General features: G+C 39.0%; 18 protein-coding genes. All 18 read right to left on the reverse strand.

The window, feature by feature from the left end; translation table 11 throughout:
* Positions 1-124 precede the first annotated feature (124 nt).
* The 18 genes from NMM19_RS06050 to NMM19_RS06135 all read right to left on the reverse strand — a co-directional run bounded on the left by NMM19_RS06050 (position 125) and on the right by NMM19_RS06135 (position 18521).
* Positions 125-1738, reverse strand: coding sequence for a ribonuclease Y (locus NMM19_RS06050; RefSeq protein ID WP_254730572.1), 1614 nt, complete (start codon positions 1736-1738; stop codon positions 125-127).
* Between the two features lie 112 nt (positions 1739-1850).
* A complete protein-coding gene (locus NMM19_RS06055; RefSeq protein WP_254730575.1) occupies positions 1851-4829 on the reverse strand; it encodes a type I restriction endonuclease subunit R in 2979 nt (992 codons plus the stop codon).
* A gap of 110 nt (positions 4830-4939) precedes the next feature.
* Complete coding sequence (locus NMM19_RS06060; protein WP_254730578.1) at positions 4940-5989, reverse strand: hypothetical protein; 1050 nt, start codon at positions 5987-5989, stop codon at positions 4940-4942.
* Between the two features lie 9 nt (positions 5990-5998).
* Entirely contained in the window at positions 5999-6640 is a 642-nt protein-coding gene (locus NMM19_RS06065) for a hypothetical protein (protein WP_254730581.1), read from the reverse strand.
* 1 nt (position 6641) lies between these two features.
* Entirely contained in the window at positions 6642-7943 is a 1302-nt protein-coding gene (locus tag NMM19_RS06070) for a restriction endonuclease subunit S (RefSeq protein ID WP_254730585.1), read from the reverse strand.
* Entirely contained in the window at positions 7936-10044 is a 2109-nt protein-coding gene (locus NMM19_RS06075) for a class I SAM-dependent DNA methyltransferase (protein WP_254730588.1), read from the reverse strand. The genes NMM19_RS06070 and NMM19_RS06075 overlap by 8 nt, the downstream gene beginning before the upstream one ends.
* Before the next feature lie 207 nt (positions 10045-10251).
* A complete protein-coding gene (locus tag NMM19_RS06080; protein ID WP_045615310.1) occupies positions 10252-10506 on the reverse strand; it encodes a Txe/YoeB family addiction module toxin in 255 nt (84 codons plus the stop codon).
* Between the two features lie 3 nt (positions 10507-10509).
* Complete coding sequence (locus NMM19_RS06085) at positions 10510-10764, reverse strand: type II toxin-antitoxin system Phd/YefM family antitoxin (protein ID WP_198921333.1); 255 nt, start codon at positions 10762-10764, stop codon at positions 10510-10512.
* Positions 10765-10897: 133 nt separating this feature from the next.
* Entirely contained in the window at positions 10898-11995 is a 1098-nt protein-coding gene (locus NMM19_RS06090; protein ID WP_254730591.1) for a nucleotidyltransferase, read from the reverse strand.
* A gap of 9 nt (positions 11996-12004) precedes the next feature.
* The gene (locus NMM19_RS06095; RefSeq protein ID WP_254730594.1) at positions 12005-12745 is read right to left on the reverse strand and encodes a class I SAM-dependent methyltransferase; all 741 of its coding nucleotides are present in this window, start codon (positions 12743-12745) and stop codon (positions 12005-12007) included.
* Between the two features lie 450 nt (positions 12746-13195).
* Entirely contained in the window at positions 13196-13549 is a 354-nt protein-coding gene (gene rsfS, locus NMM19_RS06100; RefSeq protein ID WP_178894679.1) for a ribosome silencing factor, read from the reverse strand.
* Positions 13550-14143, reverse strand: a complete 594-nt coding sequence (gene yqeK, locus NMM19_RS06105) for a bis(5'-nucleosyl)-tetraphosphatase (symmetrical) YqeK (RefSeq protein ID WP_178894678.1) — start codon at positions 14141-14143, stop codon at positions 13550-13552.
* Complete coding sequence (locus NMM19_RS06110) at positions 14143-14772, reverse strand: nicotinate-nucleotide adenylyltransferase (protein WP_178894677.1); 630 nt, start codon at positions 14770-14772, stop codon at positions 14143-14145. The genes yqeK and NMM19_RS06110 overlap by 1 nt, the downstream gene beginning before the upstream one ends.
* A 50-nt stretch (positions 14773-14822) precedes the next feature.
* Entirely contained in the window at positions 14823-15134 is a 312-nt protein-coding gene (yhbY, locus tag NMM19_RS06115; RefSeq protein ID WP_000060171.1) for a ribosome assembly RNA-binding protein YhbY, read from the reverse strand.
* A gap of 210 nt (positions 15135-15344) precedes the next feature.
* Positions 15345-16451, reverse strand: a complete 1107-nt coding sequence (yqeH, locus tag NMM19_RS06120; RefSeq protein WP_254730597.1) for a ribosome biogenesis GTPase YqeH — start codon at positions 16449-16451, stop codon at positions 15345-15347.
* Positions 16452-16453: 2 nt separating this feature from the next.
* Positions 16454-16981, reverse strand: coding sequence for a YqeG family HAD IIIA-type phosphatase (locus NMM19_RS06125; protein ID WP_254730600.1), 528 nt, complete (start codon positions 16979-16981; stop codon positions 16454-16456).
* A 16-nt stretch (positions 16982-16997) separates the two neighbouring features.
* On the reverse strand, positions 16998-17903 hold the full coding sequence (locus tag NMM19_RS06130) for a magnesium transporter CorA family protein (protein WP_254730603.1): 906 nt from the start codon (positions 17901-17903) through the stop codon (positions 16998-17000).
* A gap of 51 nt (positions 17904-17954) precedes the next feature.
* Positions 17955-18521 carry a mechanosensitive ion channel family protein gene (locus tag NMM19_RS06135; RefSeq protein ID WP_254730606.1) on the reverse strand — a complete coding sequence of 189 codons (567 nt, stop codon included), beginning with the start codon at positions 18519-18521 and terminating at the stop codon, positions 17955-17957.
* Between the last annotated feature and the right edge of the window lie 229 nt (positions 18522-18750).

Raw genomic sequence — 18750 nt, forward strand, 5'->3', positions numbered from 1 at the left:
TGGATAGTTTGTGAAATGACTCGAAAATTCATCAAAATTCTCTTTGTGAAGGCATTTCTGCTTACTACAATCTTTCTATCTAGTGTAACAAAAAAGCAGTAATTTTTCAACTGCTCTTTCTTATTTATTTTGCATAATCAACTGCACGAAGTTCACGAATCACGGTTACCTTGATATTTCCTGGGTAATCGAGATTACTTTCAATTTTCTCACGAACTTTGTGAGCCAAGATTGTGACCTTGTCGTCCTTGATTTGACCTGGGTTCACCATGATACGGATTTCACGACCTGCTTGAAGGGCAAAACTATTCTGAACACCTTCAAAGCTATTCGCGATTTCCTCTAAATCATGAAGACGTTTGATGTAGCTTTCAAGTGATTCGCTACGAGCTCCTGGACGGGCTGCACTTAAAGCATCCGCCGCAGCAACGATAACTGCGATTACACTTTCAGGCTCTACATCTCCGTGGTGACTAGCAATTGTATTGATCACAACTGGATGCTCCTTGTACTTGCGAGCCAATTCTGTACCAATCTCAACGTGGCTGCCTTCTACCTCACGGTCAATAGCTTTACCGATATCGTGAAGGAATCCTGCACGACGAGCAAGTGCGGCATTTTCACCAAGTTCGCTAGCCATGATACCAGCCAACTTAGCCACTTCAATCGAGTGACGCAAGACGTTTTGTCCGTATGAAGTACGGAACTGCAAGCGACCCATGATCTTCATCAAGTCTGGGTGAAGGTTTGGTGCACCAATTTCATAGGCAGCAGCTTCACCATATTCACGAATACGGTTATCAATTTCTTGACGGTTTTTCTCAACCAACTCTTCGATACGAGCTGGGTGAATACGTCCATCCTTAAGCAAGGTTTCCATCGTCATACGGGCAATCTCACGACGGATAGGATCAAAACCTGACAAGGTTACCACTTCTGGCGTATCATCAATGATGACATCAACCCCTGTCAAACTTTCAAAGGTACGAATGTTTCGTCCCTCACGACCAATGATACGACCTTTCATGGTATCATCAGGCAGATGAACGGTTGAGTTTGTAGACTCAGCTACATACTCACCAGCAATTCTCTGCATTGCTTGGGACAAGATATCCTTAGCAAGCTTATCTGAACGTTCCTTGACTTCTTGCTCTGCTTCACGAATGCGGCTAGCAATTTCCTTAGTCAAGTTTTCTTCTGTCTGAGCTAAGATAATGTCTTTTGCTTCTGACTGTGTCAGACTTCCGACACGCTCTAGTTCAGCTTGCTTTTGCTTTTCAATTTCCTCTAGTTGCTCTTCACGTGCATCAAGGTTTTTTGCTCTATCAGAAATACTTTGTTCTTTTTGTTCAAGTGTTTTTTCTTTGTTCGTCAAATTATCGTCTTTACGGTCAAGGCTCGTAGCTCTCTCCGTCAAACGACTTTCGATTTGCTTGAGTTCTTGACGCTCTGACTTAAATTCAGCGTCCACTTCTTCGCGGTATTTTCTGGCTTCTTCTTTAGCCTCCAATAGTGCTTCTTTTTTAAGGGATTTGCTTTCGCTTTTAGCTTCATTGATTAATAAATCCGCTTCGCGCTCAGCTTGTCCTCGTAAATTAGTTGCTTCTTGTTCAGCATTTAAAAGCATCAACTCTGCAGCCTCTTGTGATGATTTCATCTTGACTGAGATGCTGACATATCCAATGACTAAACCAATGATGACGGCAAAAACAACTATAACAATCGCCATAATTTCCATGTTTTTACCTCAATTTATTTGTTTATCCGAATGACATGCATTCTTATACATTTTACCACAAAAAAATATTTTTAACAAACCTTAATTGAATATATTCTCTTGAATTTTAGAACTACAATTCCTCAGAACCTTTCAAACTTTTAAACACATCGTCAATAAATATATTTGCTAATCTCTTCTTGAAAGAGTCGTTATTTAATAGGGCTCCAAATAGTTCTTTACTCTGTTCATATCCGTCTATCAGAGCATTATCAATCTCTTCTTCAAAAGCAAATTTAAAATCTTCTCGAGAGTTAACATGTGCTGATTGTTTGAGTCTTGAATTTTTCTTTAGTAACTCACGAATAGAGACTGCACCACTTATTCCAACTTCTGGTTCAATATCCAAATCTAACTGCTCATTTATTTCATCCAGAATTTCTGACAAGCGTTTTTCCTGGTCTTCTGTCACTGATGTTAAACTTGGTTTGGGTAAGTTCACCTCATACTTTTGATCCAATTCAGAAATTCCCACAAATGAACCTGTCTTTTTATGTTTCATATAATCAACGACTATCTTATCGGCGATTGTAAAGTCATCACTACCAATCCGAACATCAATCATCTTCACTAAGCGTTGAAGATAATTGTATCTCTCGTGTAAGACCTCGTTTTGATAAGCTGTAGCTTGAATCAGGAAGGTGTACATCCGTAAGAAACCTCGAATCACCTTCCGAATAGATAACTGCTCTTTATCAGTGTAGCGTCTGACTCTCTCATAACCTTGGTTTAGAAGGGCTACCATTTTTTGTTTATCTCGACTAGAACGTTTCTCTTGATACAGATATTGGTTGAACTCATGGACAACCTCCGTATCTAAAATGCCATACTCGTCCAATTTTTTATCGAGATCTAAAACATCTCGAGGTGAAATCGTTTCTGATAGAATCGTTGTGCGATAATAAGGTGCAAAAGCAGATTGAATGTCTTCATAAGTATTTTTAAAATCAAGAATAAAGGTCTTCTTGTTGTAACCTCTGAAAATTCGATTCAGACGAGACAATGTCTGAACAGCCGCAACACTCCGTAATTTCTTATCTACATACATGGCTACCAACTTAGGTTGATCAAACCCTGTTTGGTATTTATTGGCCACAATCAGGACCTGATAGTCATCTGTATTAAACTGATCTTTTAAAGCATCTTCTTTACAGCGATTCATCTGTGATTCAGAGTACTCCTTACCACGATAATTTACCTTACCTGAGAAAGCAATCAAGGTCCCAATGCTCGTAATACTATGGTCTTCGAAATACTTCTGAAAGGCTAGTTGGTACTTCACCGCAGCTTCACGTCCAGATGTCACAATCATTGCCTTCCCATGTCCACCTAATTCAGCCATAATATCATGACTGATAAAATGATCCATGATAATCTCCACTTTTTGATTGATGTTTTCATCAGATAATTCAATAAACTTAGCAATCTTACGTTTGGCAATAGTAGTTTTTAGTTCAGGATCTTCTTCTACAGCTTTATTTAGCTTGCAATAGGTCTTATAGGTCGTGTAGTTGTTGAGGACATCCAAGATAAAGCCTTCATTGATTGCTTGCTTCATACTATAGACGTCAAATGGAGCTTTCGAGCCATCTGGCTGTGTCGAGCCAAACAACTGTAGGGTAGTCGCCTTAGGAGTTGCTGTAAAGGCAATGATTGAAACGTTATCTTGCTTACCTGTACGCGCAATCTCCTGCTCAATCGCATCCGCAACGGTTACTTCCTGAACCTCATCGATAGTTCCATTTTCTGTATCCGTTTCAGTCAAGACCTGACTAACTGAACTCATATAAGAGCCTGTCGTCGAACTATGAGCTTCATCAATCAAAATAGCAAACTTCTTATTGGCGGTATTGCCTACAGACATCCAATCCGACTGATTGATCTGTGCGAATTTATGGATTGTCGTTGCAATAATTTTTGTATTCCCTGCAATGGCATCCGCTAAATCACTCGATGTCTCACGATCACCCATCACTTTCACGACACCGTTCTTATGGTTGATCTGTCTAACAGCATCTTGTAACTGACGGTCTACTACAATACGGTCTGTGACAATTAAAACTGTATCGACGATATTTCTATTTTGGTCATCATGAAGGGACACTAAGCTGTGGGCAAGCCAAGCAATTGTATTTGTTTTTCCTGAACCAGCTGAGTGTTGAATCAAATAATTGTTATCCGTATGATTGGTCTTCATATCTTCCAGAAGGCGACTAACGGCTCTACGTTGATGATATCTTGGGAAGATAAGCGTTTTCTTTTTAGAGTTGCTCTTATCGACTTCATAAAAGATGAAACTCTCAACCAGCTGGAGAATACTGTCCATGGCTAGGACGTCTAGCCATAAATACTCTGTGTCCACTCCATCTGGATTATGGGGGTTCCCACTTCCTGTTTCAATCCCTTCTCCTTTCCCCATATTAAAGGGTAGGAAGTAGGTTTCTTGGCCTTTTAACTGGGTGGTCATGTAGACTTCCAAGGTATCTACAGCAAAGGAAGCCAAAACTCCCTGCTCAAAACGAAAGAGTCTATTCTTGGGATTGCGACCCTTGAGTTGCTTGATAGCATCCTGGACCGATTGACCGTTTGGATTGAACTTGAGTTCAATGGCAAAAAGAGCCAATCCATTGATAAAGATTACAAGGTCGATGCGATCATCTTCTTCATAAACCACTTCTTCAATCACAGACAAACGATTGGCTTGGTATTGCTGAAGGGCTTTTTCATTAAAACTAGTCGCAGGTTTACGATAGAGAAGACGCAGTTGCTTGTTTTCAATAAAGACACCCTCTTTTAAGGCGAACAAAAAACCACCCTTGACGATTTCTGTATTGATGAGATTGATGATTGTCTCCTTACTCAGTTTTTTGAGGAGGTAATCCATGGTCTCCTCCTGAGTTTCCATCAGAAAAGCCCAGAGGAGTTCCACATCCATGGCTAACCGAGGGTCGTACTGAGCCGCATCCCGCTGGATATAACCATTTTTTTCTTTCAAGTCTTTGATAATCCACTGCTGGAAATCATAGCGCTCCTTCAAGCCCAAATTTGCCATAGTTTCTCACTTTCTAAGATTAACTTTTTCTATTTTAATTAAAAAAATTATACTAATCATTCCTTAAAAATTTTAAATGTCATTATAAATCTGAGGTATAAAATAGTTATTTAGATGTTTGTTTGTGTCTCCTGATGGATTTCATTCGTCCAAATCTGCCCATCCATTATAGCCGCAAGTGTCGCAACTGAAGATTCATTTACTAACAAACCTGTAACAATTCCATCTTCTGACTTTAGTACTTCCAGAGGCTTATTACCATTCCTAGCATTATTTTCCAATTTGTCATTAGCTTCTACAATTCGATTAATATCATAATTTTTATCATCTTCCGAATCTCTGGCAAATTTTTTTGCAATATTAACATTTTTTTGATTAAAAAATTCATTTGGATTAAATTCTTCATCTTTCCAATTTACAGAAACTCCCTGCATAGAAATAGTTCTTTTAACAGTAACATCACTAGTTCTAAATCTATCAAAAGTTTTTTTGGCATATTCAAAATATGAATTTTTTAAAACAAAAGCATTTTCATATTCTTCTGGTTTATGAACAAAAATTTGTATATTAGATTCTGAGTCATTTTCACTGTAAATTGCAGATGCAAATACTGACGACTCTATCAAAATCACTGAATCTAAAGAGAAGGAGGCATTAGAATGGATGGTATCTATAGTCTCTAGATGAGTATGAAGTAGATTTTTATTTTTCAATATATGATATCTCGGCCTAAATCTAGCAAAATGATACACTGTAGTTTGCTCGTTATCATCGCTAGACTCTAGTACATAAAACCGAAAACCACTTAAATCCTCATCACCATCTTCACTAGTTACATTCGACGCTCTTGTCGTTGGCATCGTTGTTGCTCGACGTATATTAGATAGGATTTCAAACTCTTCCTTGAAATAACTATTTTGATTGGAATTTAAGTTCTGTTTATAAGGAACACTTTGCTTTATAATACCTCCCGAAAACTCTTCTAGTTGCTCTTTTGCTTCCTCGTAAGTAGCAAAATCTCCAAATTTCATATTATCCCATATCTTAGAAAACTCTGCCGTTTGATCTGGCAATAAAACGCTACCAATTGGGTTATCATTCCTATCAAAAAACTTTTGGTTCTTCCATGCAATCAAGTATATATTTTTTAATTCTTGCATATAAAATAATTATCCTTCCTTTTTAAACACAAATAATCTATTTCTGGCATCTCTAGATGAAAATGGTATTATTTTTTTTAAACCATATAATCTTTGTTTCAATATACTTCTATCGCATATTATAAATAATCTATCCTCAACAGATACAATATCTTTTCTACATAGTACTAATAATAAATTAGGAATAGGATCACTACTATTTAATACATATAGCAATAATAAAATTTGAACAACAACAAAAATAAAAAGTTGAATATATAAAGATTGAGATAAATCTAATGATGTAATCCCCGAAGTAACTACAATACTCAATAGATATTCCATTAAATTTGGATTAACAGTATAAAATCCATAATTATCCACCGTACCGTTTTTATCTTTTTCTACATTAAAATTTATTGTTATTTCTAGTTGCCCTGTTTTCTTCTCTTCTGTTCTTTTTATCTTACTGAGTAAATAGAAAAGAGAAAATAAAGTAAAAATTATGAATACAAGCAATACAATCGCTTCTATAGAAAATGAAATATTAAAAATACTTAAACACATAAGCTTCAGCTCATCATGTTTTTTTGATAAAAAAATGATATACGCAGGGAGCATTGCTGTCCAAAAATAACACACTTTAAATAAAAAGCTTGTCCCAAAAAACATTCTACACCCTCCTCTTCCCTGTTACATATTCATAAATAAGAGTTTGTCGTTGTTTGTTAATGTTATCAATTTGCTGATTCTTGATTTGAATAAGTTTATCTATTTGAACTGTTTTCTTATCAAGAAAATCAACAATTTGTACTTGTTCTTCATTTTTAGGCTGAGGAATACTCCAATTTTTTATTAAATTTTGACTGATGTTTGGTTGAGTCCCACCTTGTGCAGAAAAAATTAAATTACTTTTACTTGCTTCTATGGCATATTTACCAAATCTAACTTTTTCAGACGCTCCCAACATTACGACAACTGCCTGATTTACACAAGCATCAATGTAACTCACAGCCACATTACCAACTGAAGCACCATACATTGCTAAAGCAACAAAAGGTGGTTGATATATCTTTAATGCCGAAGTAGATTTAAAACCTTGATAACTAATAGTTTTACTTACACTCGTCACTGTATCAGTTTGATATAAATCTCCAGATTGAATCCAATTTATATCACCATCATAGAATATTTCATTATCGCTTTTAGGAGTAGAACCACTACCAATTTCATCAAAGATATATTTGATTGCTTTCACTCCCCATCCTTGAGGTACCTGTCCGATCCAGTCGATTCCTGAATCTTTCAGTGGGACTGTTTTATCCAGTCCTTTTGTGACGGTCTCATAAATCAAGCTAGCACGGTAGTCTTTGAGTTTTTGAATTTGCTCCTCTAGTAATGCTTTAGCTTTATCTAACTGGGCGGTTTTCTTGTCTAGAAAATCAGCAATTTTTTGTTGTTCATTTTTTTGAGGAAAGGTAAAAGTGAATTCGTCAAATACATTTTGATACAAATGTAAAATAGTGCTAGCCCCTGAATTTGTATAGTTAAACCACATCCAAAATTCATCTGATAGTAAAACATAGTATAAAAATCTTCTATCAATCTCATCAATTGTTTGGATTCTTAATACACCACTATTTAACGAAGCTTTATCATCAAGCCCTGAAATAATAGCTACTTTACCTACTGTACCATCTTTAGTAATTAGTAAATCCCCATTTTCAACTTGAATCTGTGAAGCTTCTAACCAACGTTTTTCATCAATATGTACAGCTGTTTCAAAATTAATTGTTCCATTGTGAAAGTCAGTTCCAGTAATTAAATATGGTCCTTCTTCTTTATATTCAGCCGATGTTAATCCTTGCCAACCAATTCTACCATTAAGCTGTGTTGTGAATTTTATTTTAGAAATCTCCCACTCTTCTGGTATCTGTCCGATCCAGTCGATACCACTCTCTTTCATCCTAGTCATGTTTTAGTTCCTCCAAGAGAGTCTGTAGTTCTGCTTCTAAGTCATAGAACTCTGCCAATAACTTCTCTGCACTTTCTGGTGCTTGATATTGATAGAAATAGCGGGTAAAAGGAATCTCGGCTCCATAGCCCTTTTCTTCATCAAACCAGTAGTGGGCATCAGGTACATGGGGATAGACCTCACGCGCAAAGTAGTCTTCAACATCCTCTGCCAGCTTGACGATTTCACTGTCCTTGGTCGTCTTATCATAGACAACTCCTCCAGCAATCTCATTTGGCTTGTCTTTCTTCTTAGTGCGGATAACTTCTGCCGTCTTGTCCATCTCACTCATAGCTACGGCTAAAGCATTGATATTGGCAGGCGTTACCTTAATATCCCCCAATAAGTCCTTAATGACTTGGACAAAGCTTTCAAAGTTTGGATAACTGTCATCTGTAATTCCCTTACCAAGAGCATCCAAGATAGCTTCTTGCTTGGCCTTCCCAACTTCGAAGTCTTGTAATTTTTTCTCATCTTTGGCTGATCGTGGTTCCATCTCTAATAATTCTTGATACTGGTATTCATCGAATAGTTTAGCTAGGAAAGGAACACTTTTAGCCTTCTCAATGGTTTCCTCGGTAATGTAGCCACGACGTTGTAGAGGCTGCATGACTGTATATTCTCGGTAAAGAAACTCTTCCTTATCAAAGATCTTCACATGGTCATTTTCTTTAAAATCATCATACCATTTGAGGATCTGGCGGATATTATCTTGAGACAACTCACGGCGTTTTTGTCCCAGAGATTTACGCAAAGGAACAAACTCTTCCGTCGCATCGATAAATTGGACCTTGTTTTGACGTTCAGGAGATTTGTTTTTATTGTAAATCCAGATATAAATCCCAATCCCTGTATTGTAAAAAAACTGTCCTGGAAGGGCAATAATAGCTTCTAGCAAATCATTCTCAAGGATGTAACGGCGGATCTGACTTTCTCCAGATGAAGTACCACCAGAAAAGAGAGGAGAACCGTTTGAAATAATAGCTGCGCGTCCGTTTTCCTCTAGTTTAGCTAAACCATGAAGATGGAACAGAAGTTGGGCATCGCCAGTTCCCGGAGTCGCTACAAAACGTCCTTGTTGACCTTCTGTAGTTACAAAAAGTTTATGGTCTCTTTTAACTGCGTCTTCTACGCCATCATCTGCATCTTTCCCGCCCCAAGATTGACCAAAGGGAGGATTGGCAATGACAAAACTCATCTTCGTATCCGGGAATGGATCGGGATCTTTTAGGGTGTCCGCCTTCACAAAATAATCCGAATCTTCCTGACGAATCAACATATCAGCTCGACCAATCCCGAAAGTCTCAGGTAAAACTTCCTGACCAAAAAGACGGACAGTCACTCCTGTATCGAGCTTGCGGATATAACTTTTGGCTGTCGCTAGCATACCACCTGTACCAGCAGCCATATCTAGGATTTTCAACTCTTTTTTATCGACGAATAATTCTTCATCGGCTTCGACCAAGAGCAGATTGACCATCAGAGCAATGACTTCACGAGGTGTATAGTGAGAACCAGCTTCCTCATTTTCAGAAAAGCGGCGGATGATATCCTCAAACATATAGCCCATCACCATAGAGTCCACAGAACTTGGCGATAGGTCAATCTGAGAGAACTTTTTGATGACCGTAAAAAGACGCCCAGACTTTGCCAGCGTGTGGACCTGTTCTTTAAACTTAAGGTTTTCGATAATGTCCTTCACACGACAAGAATAGCCATCTAGATAGGCAATAAAATTCTCCTCGATTGCATTGGGATCATTTTGGAGGTTTTCAAGCGTGAAAGGACTGGTATTATAGTATTTGTAGCCAGATTTGTTCTCAAGAACCTTCTCTGGTGTATTGGGATTTGATTTATACAGGGCTACTACTTCATCTTTGGTTGGCAATAAAGCAGCTTCTAAGCGAGTCAAGACAAACATCGGAATGATGACATCTCGATACTTATCTGCACGATAAGCCCCACGTAAGGTATTGGCAATCGACCAAACTGCATTGACCACATTTGAAATCTGAACATCGTTCGATTGAAATAATGGTAGTTTTTCTTTAAAATTAGACATTTGCTTCCCCTGTTTTTATGATTTACAATTCTCTTCATTATACCATAAAATAAGAGTTATAAAGCGGATTCAAGGGTAAATAATGCGGTTATTATACTAAAGTTTTTTCACTGTCTTTCTAATCTAGAAACTCTATCATTTCTCAAAAAGATTTATCTTCTTACTAGCTAAAATTTCTACAATAAAAAAGCCTACCTTTTAGTAGACTTAGTAATGATCTTTAAAGGATAAGAAAGCGATGCTATCTCCATCCATCATGTAAATCAAGCGATTTTCAGCGTCAACGCGACGTGACCAGGCTCCTTGGTAATCGTATTTGAGTGGCTCTGGTTTCCCAATTCCTGTAAATGGATCACGTTGAATATCCTTGATTAGTTTGTTGATTCTTTTTAATGTTTTCTTGTCCTGAGTTTGCCAGTAGCAATAATCCGCCCAGGCATCTTCTGTAAACTTGAGTAGCATTCATCACTCCTCAATCACATGAACCTGCGTGCGTCCTGCACGAACTTGGGACATTCCTCGCAAGACCTTATCAGAAAGTTCCTTATTCTGAGCAATCCTCAAAGTTTCTTGAATACTATCCCACTCGCTCTTTGATAGGACTACAATATCTTCATCTGGATTTTTATTGACCACCGTCAAAGGTTCAAACTCATCGTTTACCTTCTTCATGTAGTCTTTTAAATGATTTCGGAATGTTGAATAAAGAACTGCTTCCATAACCATACCTCGTTTTACCTCTTTTCCACTATTATACACGAAAAGAAAAAAATTGTCAGGAACTTGTACAAGATTTTTTCATTTCTATCTAGTTATTCGAAAAAAACTAAAAAAAGCCTACCTTTCAGTAGACTTAGTTCGATTCGATTCTGATTGGCACTCTGCCAAAATTTTGTTCTACGACACTAGGGTGTCCCAGTTGATAAATCTGGTCTGCCTTTTGAGTCATAGCATCCCAGGGTTCTTTACCGATTCGGCTAACTAGATTAACCTGCTCCTTAAGAGTTTTAAGGTGTTGTCTTCCTTTTTCGGTAAAACCAAGGACATGAATGGCTTCTGGCAGGTCACTTTCTCTAGCTTGTACCAAGATATAGGTCAAGAGGCGTCGCACACGCGCTTTGGTGTAGCGTTTGGTAGCAACTATCTCGACTAATTCTTCCACAGACTGAGCTGTCTTGATAGCATCCTTGATGCGCACCGCCATTTCTTGATTGACCTGATAAATGTTAGTTAGGTCAGGATTTGACAAGATTTGATAGCGGAGCAAGGAAAAATAGTTATCCCAACTCACCTTACTCGTCTGCTCAAAAAGAGTAACAGAAGGCATAAAGAGTTCTAAGAAATCTTGGTCTGTTTGGTGCTGACGGATAGCTGTCGCCGAAGCAAAGTCCACATCCTTGGCCACAGAATGATATCCTGCCCCCTGACGCTTGATTGGATGAAGTTTGATATCTCTCCCAGCAACTGCCTTGGCGTAGGCAAGAGCTAAGACATGATTGGGCGTATCACCTGAAAAATCAAGATCTGCAAATTCCTTCCACATGGCTTGGGTTTTCTGAGGGTAAGAAAGAGAATCCGGTAAGTTTTCCATGAAGAGTTCCATCTCTTGACCACGCTCCGTATATAGGTTAGCAATTTGCTGGTAATCCAAAATTTCTTCTGTCCCAAAGGCTAGAGTATCAATTCCCAAACGAGCCAATATATCTACTGCTCCTTGTCCAAAGAAATCCGCCGCTTGTACACTGACTAAAAAGGGCAATTCTACGACCAAGTCTGCCCCATTCTCCAGTGCCATCTGCGCCCGTGTCCACTTGTCCACGATAGCAGGCTCTCCTCGTTGCATGAAATTCCCAGACATGGCCACAATTTTCAACCCTTTAGCCTGTTCCAGCAGGTATTTGTGTCCATTATGAAAAGGATTGAACTCCGCTATAATACCTGTAATGGTCATGATATTCTCCTATTTCTGCGCGACGAAAAACCAACGGGTACTAGTCTCTGTTGGCTCCTTGTCTTCAAAGTCCGCAAAGAGTTTAAAGAACTTGAAACCAGCCTGTTCCAGCAGAATATCATAGGTTAAGACCTCGTAAGTGCGCTCCTCATGGACTTCATCGTGCCGACTAAAGAAACCATCTGCTTCCTTAACAAAGAAAGTTAACTCATGCACGATAGAATGTGGTGCTGCATCCTCATAGGTATCCCAGAGCATGGCAAAATCTTCTGCATTTTCATGGTAAGAATAGCCTGGGAAAACTTCATCAGTCTGGTAGGTCGAATGCACATCAAAGATGAAAACTCCGTCTTCATTGAGGGCATTATAGACCTCCTTAAAGACGTCTCCAACCTCCACTTCATCTTGCATGTAGCAGATAGAGTCCGAATAACAAGTCACAAAATCGTATTTCCCCGCCTGGGACAAATCCAGCATATTGCCTTCAATAAAATCAATCTTTTGCTTGGCTGAAGTAGCTCTCTTTTCGGCAACCTTCAGCATATCTGCGCTCAAGTCAAGTCCAGTCACATCAAAACCAGCTTGAGAAAAGCGCACAGACTGAATCCCTGTTCCACAAGCCAATTCCAAGAGTTTCTTTCTCTCCTTAGTCTTAGGTAGATGACGGAGGGAAAAGTCCGTCCATTTGTCGTATAAACTATCATCCATAACTGCATCATAGACCGCTGCAAACGTTTCATAAGTAGACATAATTAAGATACAAAGAGCGTTAAAAGCAAGGAGAAAATAGGAAACTTTCTGCTGTATCGTCAGATACAAAGGAAGTTTATCTTTTTCTCGCAGCTTTTAGCTCGTGTTCAGTTTCGAGATGAACAAAACACGACGCTCTTACCTTTCAATCAATTTTTCTAAAATAAGCAAATAAAACCCAGTTGACTGCAACTGAGTTCAATTGAAGACAAAGTCTTTTTAAGATTTTCCTTAGGTGATTTCGGACGTCTGCGACCTTCTTCGAAGTTCCAAGACTTAGTTTTGAGCCTAAGGTCTCAAAACTCCCGACTTCTTGAAACATTATTGTTTCAAGAAGTTTTATCACAACGGAAAGTCTCGATAATTTCTCACTTCTCACTCAAAAATAAGAATAATCTTAATACATTGTCGAATTTCAAAGCAATTCCCAGCCGAAGTTCAAGTCATCTTCTACACTAGAGTTTCAGATAAATCTACTGAATCCGCCTCATGCCAGAGTTTTTCTAGATTATAGTGGGCACGCATTTCTTCTGAGAAGATATGCACTACAACATCACCGAGGTCTAGTAGCACCCAACCTCCAGCTGCATCACCTTCGACATGGCTGCCTTTAAAGCCTGCTTCCGCTACTTTTTCACGGATATTTTCAGCGATAGCATCCAACTGACGGCTATTCATAGAGCTAGTGATAACAAAGTAATCTGTCACGCTGGTCAATTCTTGTACGTCAAGTGCGAGAATATCCTCCGCACGTTTCTCATCAGCCGCTTTCACGACTAGTTCTAGTAATTCTTTTTCGTTCATTTAGTCCTCTTTCAAATAGTGCACATAGGCGTTATAGGTTTCAAGGGTTTGGGGATAGATGGGAAATCCCTGATGAGCTAAATGCTCCACGGTATGAGCTGTCTCGTAAGCTACCGCCTTATTTAGTGATAGTTCAGCAATCTCACGCGCCTGATCCACACCTGGAAAGGTACGATTGTGCTCGATATAGTCTGCGACGTAGATAACCTTGTCAAGGTTCGTCATCTGAATCGCTCCTACTGTATGAATTTCAATAGCTCGTAGGATTTCAGGATCTTGTAAATCCAAATCTTCCTGAATCTTGTAAATTCCGACCATACCATGCCAAACATTATTACCCCAGTTTTTGAGGTCTGGATCTAGTTGATATCGATCAATCAAGTCTAGAAACTCTTGATCTGACAGTTTTTTAGCATAGTCATGAAGGAGACCAGCTAAACCAGCCTTCTCAACATCTATACCGAAACGTTGAGCTAATTCAATAGCTGCACGCTCTACACCCAGACAATGGGTTAGGCGTTTTTCAGGTAGAAGCTCCGCCATCTTTTCCAACAATTCTTCACGGGAACAGTTGATATAGTCTTGGTATGCCATCAGTAAAGTCCTTCTTTCTCGATGTAATCTAGCACTGGCTTAGGCAAGAGAAAGTTGGGTGTTCGTCCTTGGGCAATGAAATCACGCACCATACTGGATGAAATATCCATGAGGGGCACATCCACCCAGATGACTGGATAAGAAGTCCCTGCTTTGTAACGTGGTCGCTGAACTCCCACAAACTGAACTAGTTCCACCAACTCATCAATTCTATACCACTTAGGCAAATAGTCTACCATATCGGCACCGATAATGAAATAGTAATCTGTGTCTGGATTCTTCTCTGTTAGAAGCTTCATGGTGTCGTAGGTGTAGGAAATACCCTTGCGCTCCAGCTCAATTGTCTCAATAGCTAAACCTTCGATTCCTTCGATAGCCAATTCAAGCATTTTGAGACGATGGTGCTCAGGAATGGTTTCCTTTTTGTCTACGTGAGGCGGTTGATACTCAGGCATGAGCAGAACCTGATCCAATCCCAACTGCTGGCGTACTTGGTCCGCCACGATAAGGTGGGCGTTGTGAACAGGGTTAAAATTCCCCCCTAGGATTCCAACTTGCTTGCGTTTTTTATCCTTGATTTCTGGCTCTAACTCCACTTTGGTAAAGGGAGTTAATAGTTCGATTGCCATAGGCTAATCTCCTTTAGTCTTCTGTAAAAACAGTTTTTGGAGCGTCATGCTTAGATTTCTTTAACTTTTTTAGAAATCTTGCGATTTTCTTTCTTGCTGGATTGTTTATACAAAATCAAGATGCGTCCGATTTTTTGAACTGTGTCTACACCGATTTCTTCTTCCAAGATTTCAGCTACTTCGTGGATGTTTTCATCTGTGTTTTGCAAGAGAGTAACCTTAATCAATTCGCGGGCATCAAGTGCTTGACGGACGCTAGTTTTAATTTGGTCGTTGAGACCATTTTTCCCTATTTGGATGATGGGTTTGAGGGTGTGTGCCTGGCTGTTGAGGAAGGCACGTTGTTTTGATGTTAATGACATATTTTCTTTAAAAGAGTTTTTTATACTTTTCTGAAGTGGTGACGGACGTCAGCAAAGTCCTTCGGACTTTCATGACTAAAATTTGAGCCTAAGGTCTCAAATTTTCCGCAGTTGGTACAATCATTTGTACCAACTGACACCACGGCGAAAAGTATCTTCTAGAGGCTCGCCATGCTCACCTTTATAAAGATAACTCTTTCCTTTCTGTGTTTAAATAATTGCTTTTCGTGTGACGACTGCGACGCCTTCTGGTGCCCAGACGGCGACTTTAGCAGTTCCTGTTACACGAATCCAGCCTAGTCCTGAGATGACCAGGTCTGTCTTGTCTTTGATAGTAAAGACATGTTGGACCAGTTTTGGAAAATCTTCTTTTTCCTTGCTATTTGGCGGTGTGAGAAGGGTTCCCAGGTGCTTGTCGTAAAAAGCACTGGCTCCCTCCAGTTTAGTACGATGAAGTTTGAGTTCATTGTCAAAGAAGGCTGTGAAACCTTGCTTTTCTCCTGCGATGAAGTCAAAGCGTCCCAAGCCCCCTAAAAATAGAGTTTGCTCCGGATTGAGCTGATAGGTTTTAGGTTTGATTTCCTTTTTAGGACTGACATACTTGAGATTTTTAGCTGTCAAGTAGTGAGCCATCTGATGACGATGGATAATCCCCGGCGTATCGTAGATATAAGAACCGTCATCAAGCGGAATCTCGATCTTATCTAGAGTTGTCCCTGGGAAGCGTGAAGTTGTGATGACGTTCTGGTCACCCGTAATTTCCTGGATAATGGCATTGATAAGAGTTGATTTACCGACATTAGTCACCCCAACTACATAGACATCGCGCCCCTTACGGTAGTGCTCGATTTTTTCAATGACTTCCTTGATAGCATGCTTATTTTGAGCTGAAGTCAGAACAACGTCCACAGGACGCAGACCTTCTTCGTGGGCACGTTCCATGAGCCATTGGCTAATCTTCCCAGCCTTTACTGACTTAGGTAGGATATCTTTTTTATTTCCGACTAAGAGCACATCATTACCTGATACAAAGCGTGGTAATCCTGGGATAACTGAGCCATTGAAGTCAAAGATATCAATAACGTTAACCACCAAGGCATCACTATCTCCCACCTCGTGCAAAAGTTTTAAGAAATCATCATCCGTCAGCTGCACATCTGTGATTTCATTATAATGACGAAGACGGAAACAACGTTGGCAATAAACCTCTCCAGTCTCCAAACCTTTTTCAAGTGCTGACTGAGGTGTAAATCCAAGACCAGTCTTATCTTCCGTCTGAATGGTTGCTCCACAACCAATACAGAGAATTTCTTCCATAGTTAGATTCCTTTTTTATATGTGATAGGCCCGTACTTTTCAGTGATTTGTTTCATGACACGGCGCTCACGAGCTCGGTTGATTTGCGTTTTGATGGAATCGTGCTGCACCAAGGGTTTAACCAAAATCGAACGAATTCCTGCACGGTGAGCTGCACGAATGTCTGTCATGAGCTGATCCCCAACCATGACCACTTCGTTTTTCTCATAGTGGAATTCTTTCATCGCTCGATTAATCCCGAAAGTGAAAGGCTTCAAAGCCCAGTAAACATAATCAATTCCAAATTTTTCAACTGCTCGTTGAACACGTTTCTTAGAATTGTTTGAGACTACGATAATACGAATCCCTGCATCACGAAGGTCGTGCAACCATCGTTTCATCTCTGGAGTCCCGTCAGGGTTATTCCAAGCAATGAGAGTGTTATCTAAATCTACCAAAACAGCTTTTATTCCCTGTTTTTGCAGGCTTTCTACTGTCAAATCATAAACTGCTTCCACAGCAAAGTCTGGCATGTAATTTTCAATCGCCATTCTGGCTCCTTCTCTTTTATTTCCTAGTAATTTTCTTCAGCCATTGAGATAAGGCTGCCCATAAAATCAAGCTAGCCATTAAGATATAAATCCAAGCATTTGGCTCTTCTGTAAATGGTAGAGGAACATTCATCCCGAAGAAACCTGTAATAACCGCAAGTACTGCTAGTAAGACGGAGATAATAGTCAAAATTGTCAAACTATCATTCAGGTTATTGTTTAGGATGTTGTTGTAAGAAGCAGAGAGTTGTTGTAAGACTTGAGAAATCAAATCTGTCATAGACACCAACTGATGGGCTTCAATCATGGCATCATCAAACTGCTCTCGTTCGACATCGTTAAATCTCCGATAAAGAGCATGACCTTGGATATGTTCCAATAGAAGTCGATTTTGTTTTGCCGCAGCTGTCAAGTAAACCATACCAGTCTCCAAATCAGAGAGAGCAAAGAGATTTTTCTTTGTCGTGGTTTGACGTAGCAAGGCACTAATTTCGTCCTTACTTTTATCCATTTCTTCGATGACAGGATAATAAGCGTTACTGATAAGCTCTAAGCTGGCAAAGAGAAACTTGTAGATTGAAATCGTTTCATGAGTTTTAAGATAAGTCAGCATACGTTCAATCACATAAGCGTTCTTATGGTTACTGATCGTAATCATTCGTTGTTTTTCAACGATAAAGGTCATAGGAATGGCTTCATAGTATTCCTTGTCCTTCTCAAGATCCAGAACATTGTAGATAAAAGTTACAGTCCCATTTTCACGGTTATAGTCCATGTGGGCTCGTTCATTTCTATCCAGAGCATATTCGATGGTTTCCTTATCTAAACCATAGATTTCAGATAAATCTTCAAGATTTTTAATTTTTTCGATATCAAGATTTATCCAGGTACAACCATTTCCTAATTGTTTATCTAAAACCATCATTTCTCCTCTGTCAAACTCCCTTTATTGTACCATAAATCAAGTAAAATTTCAGTTCTCTTCATCTCTTGAAAAATTGCTAACCACTGTGATATTACGGTTAGGAACAAAGTGGAGGGCTTGGTCTTCGCCTCTTAATTGAGTTGTTCGAATGCCAACACTAACAACCTTTCCAGAAACCGTAATCGGCCCATTTGTAAGAACTACTTCATCTCCTACATCAATTTGACGTTCGAACAAGATAAAGAAACCATTGATGACATCTGAAAGGAAGCCTTGTGCCCCCATACCAATCGCAACCCCAGCAATCCCAGCACCAGCTAGTAAACTGGATACAGGTAGTCCTAGGATAGACAAAATGCAGTAGACTAAAAAGAAATAAAGAGTGTAATTAAAAATATTTTCTAATAAACGAGAGATTGTCTTTTGTCTTCCTGCATCACGATTTGAATACTTAAGTGAAGGTTTCACAATTTTTTTGACAGCCGTATGGAGGAGCTTTTTAGCTATGTAAAATAGCACAAATAAAATCAAAAGAGAAATCACTTTCGTTAAGAGATTCTCAAATACCGTTGTTAAATCTAGCTTATTAAAATAACTTCTAAAAAATTCTTGCATGTAAAACTCCTTTCTAATTATTATACCACAAAACGATATCTGAACCAGTTTGGCAAATATTCATTCTGCCAATATTATCAATAGATTGACTTGATTTCAAAACATATTTATACTATAATCAAACCACTACAAGAAGAACTAATTATTTTCTTAATGATTCTATTGGAATAGACTTTTTTACCATACCGACCATTAAAATATTAAATCATTTATCTCAAGGAAGTATTCT

It is taken from the genome of Streptococcus sp. CF8_St5-17 (assembly GCF_024295665.1).
Classification (GTDB): Bacteria; Bacillota; Bacilli; order Lactobacillales; family Streptococcaceae; genus Streptococcus.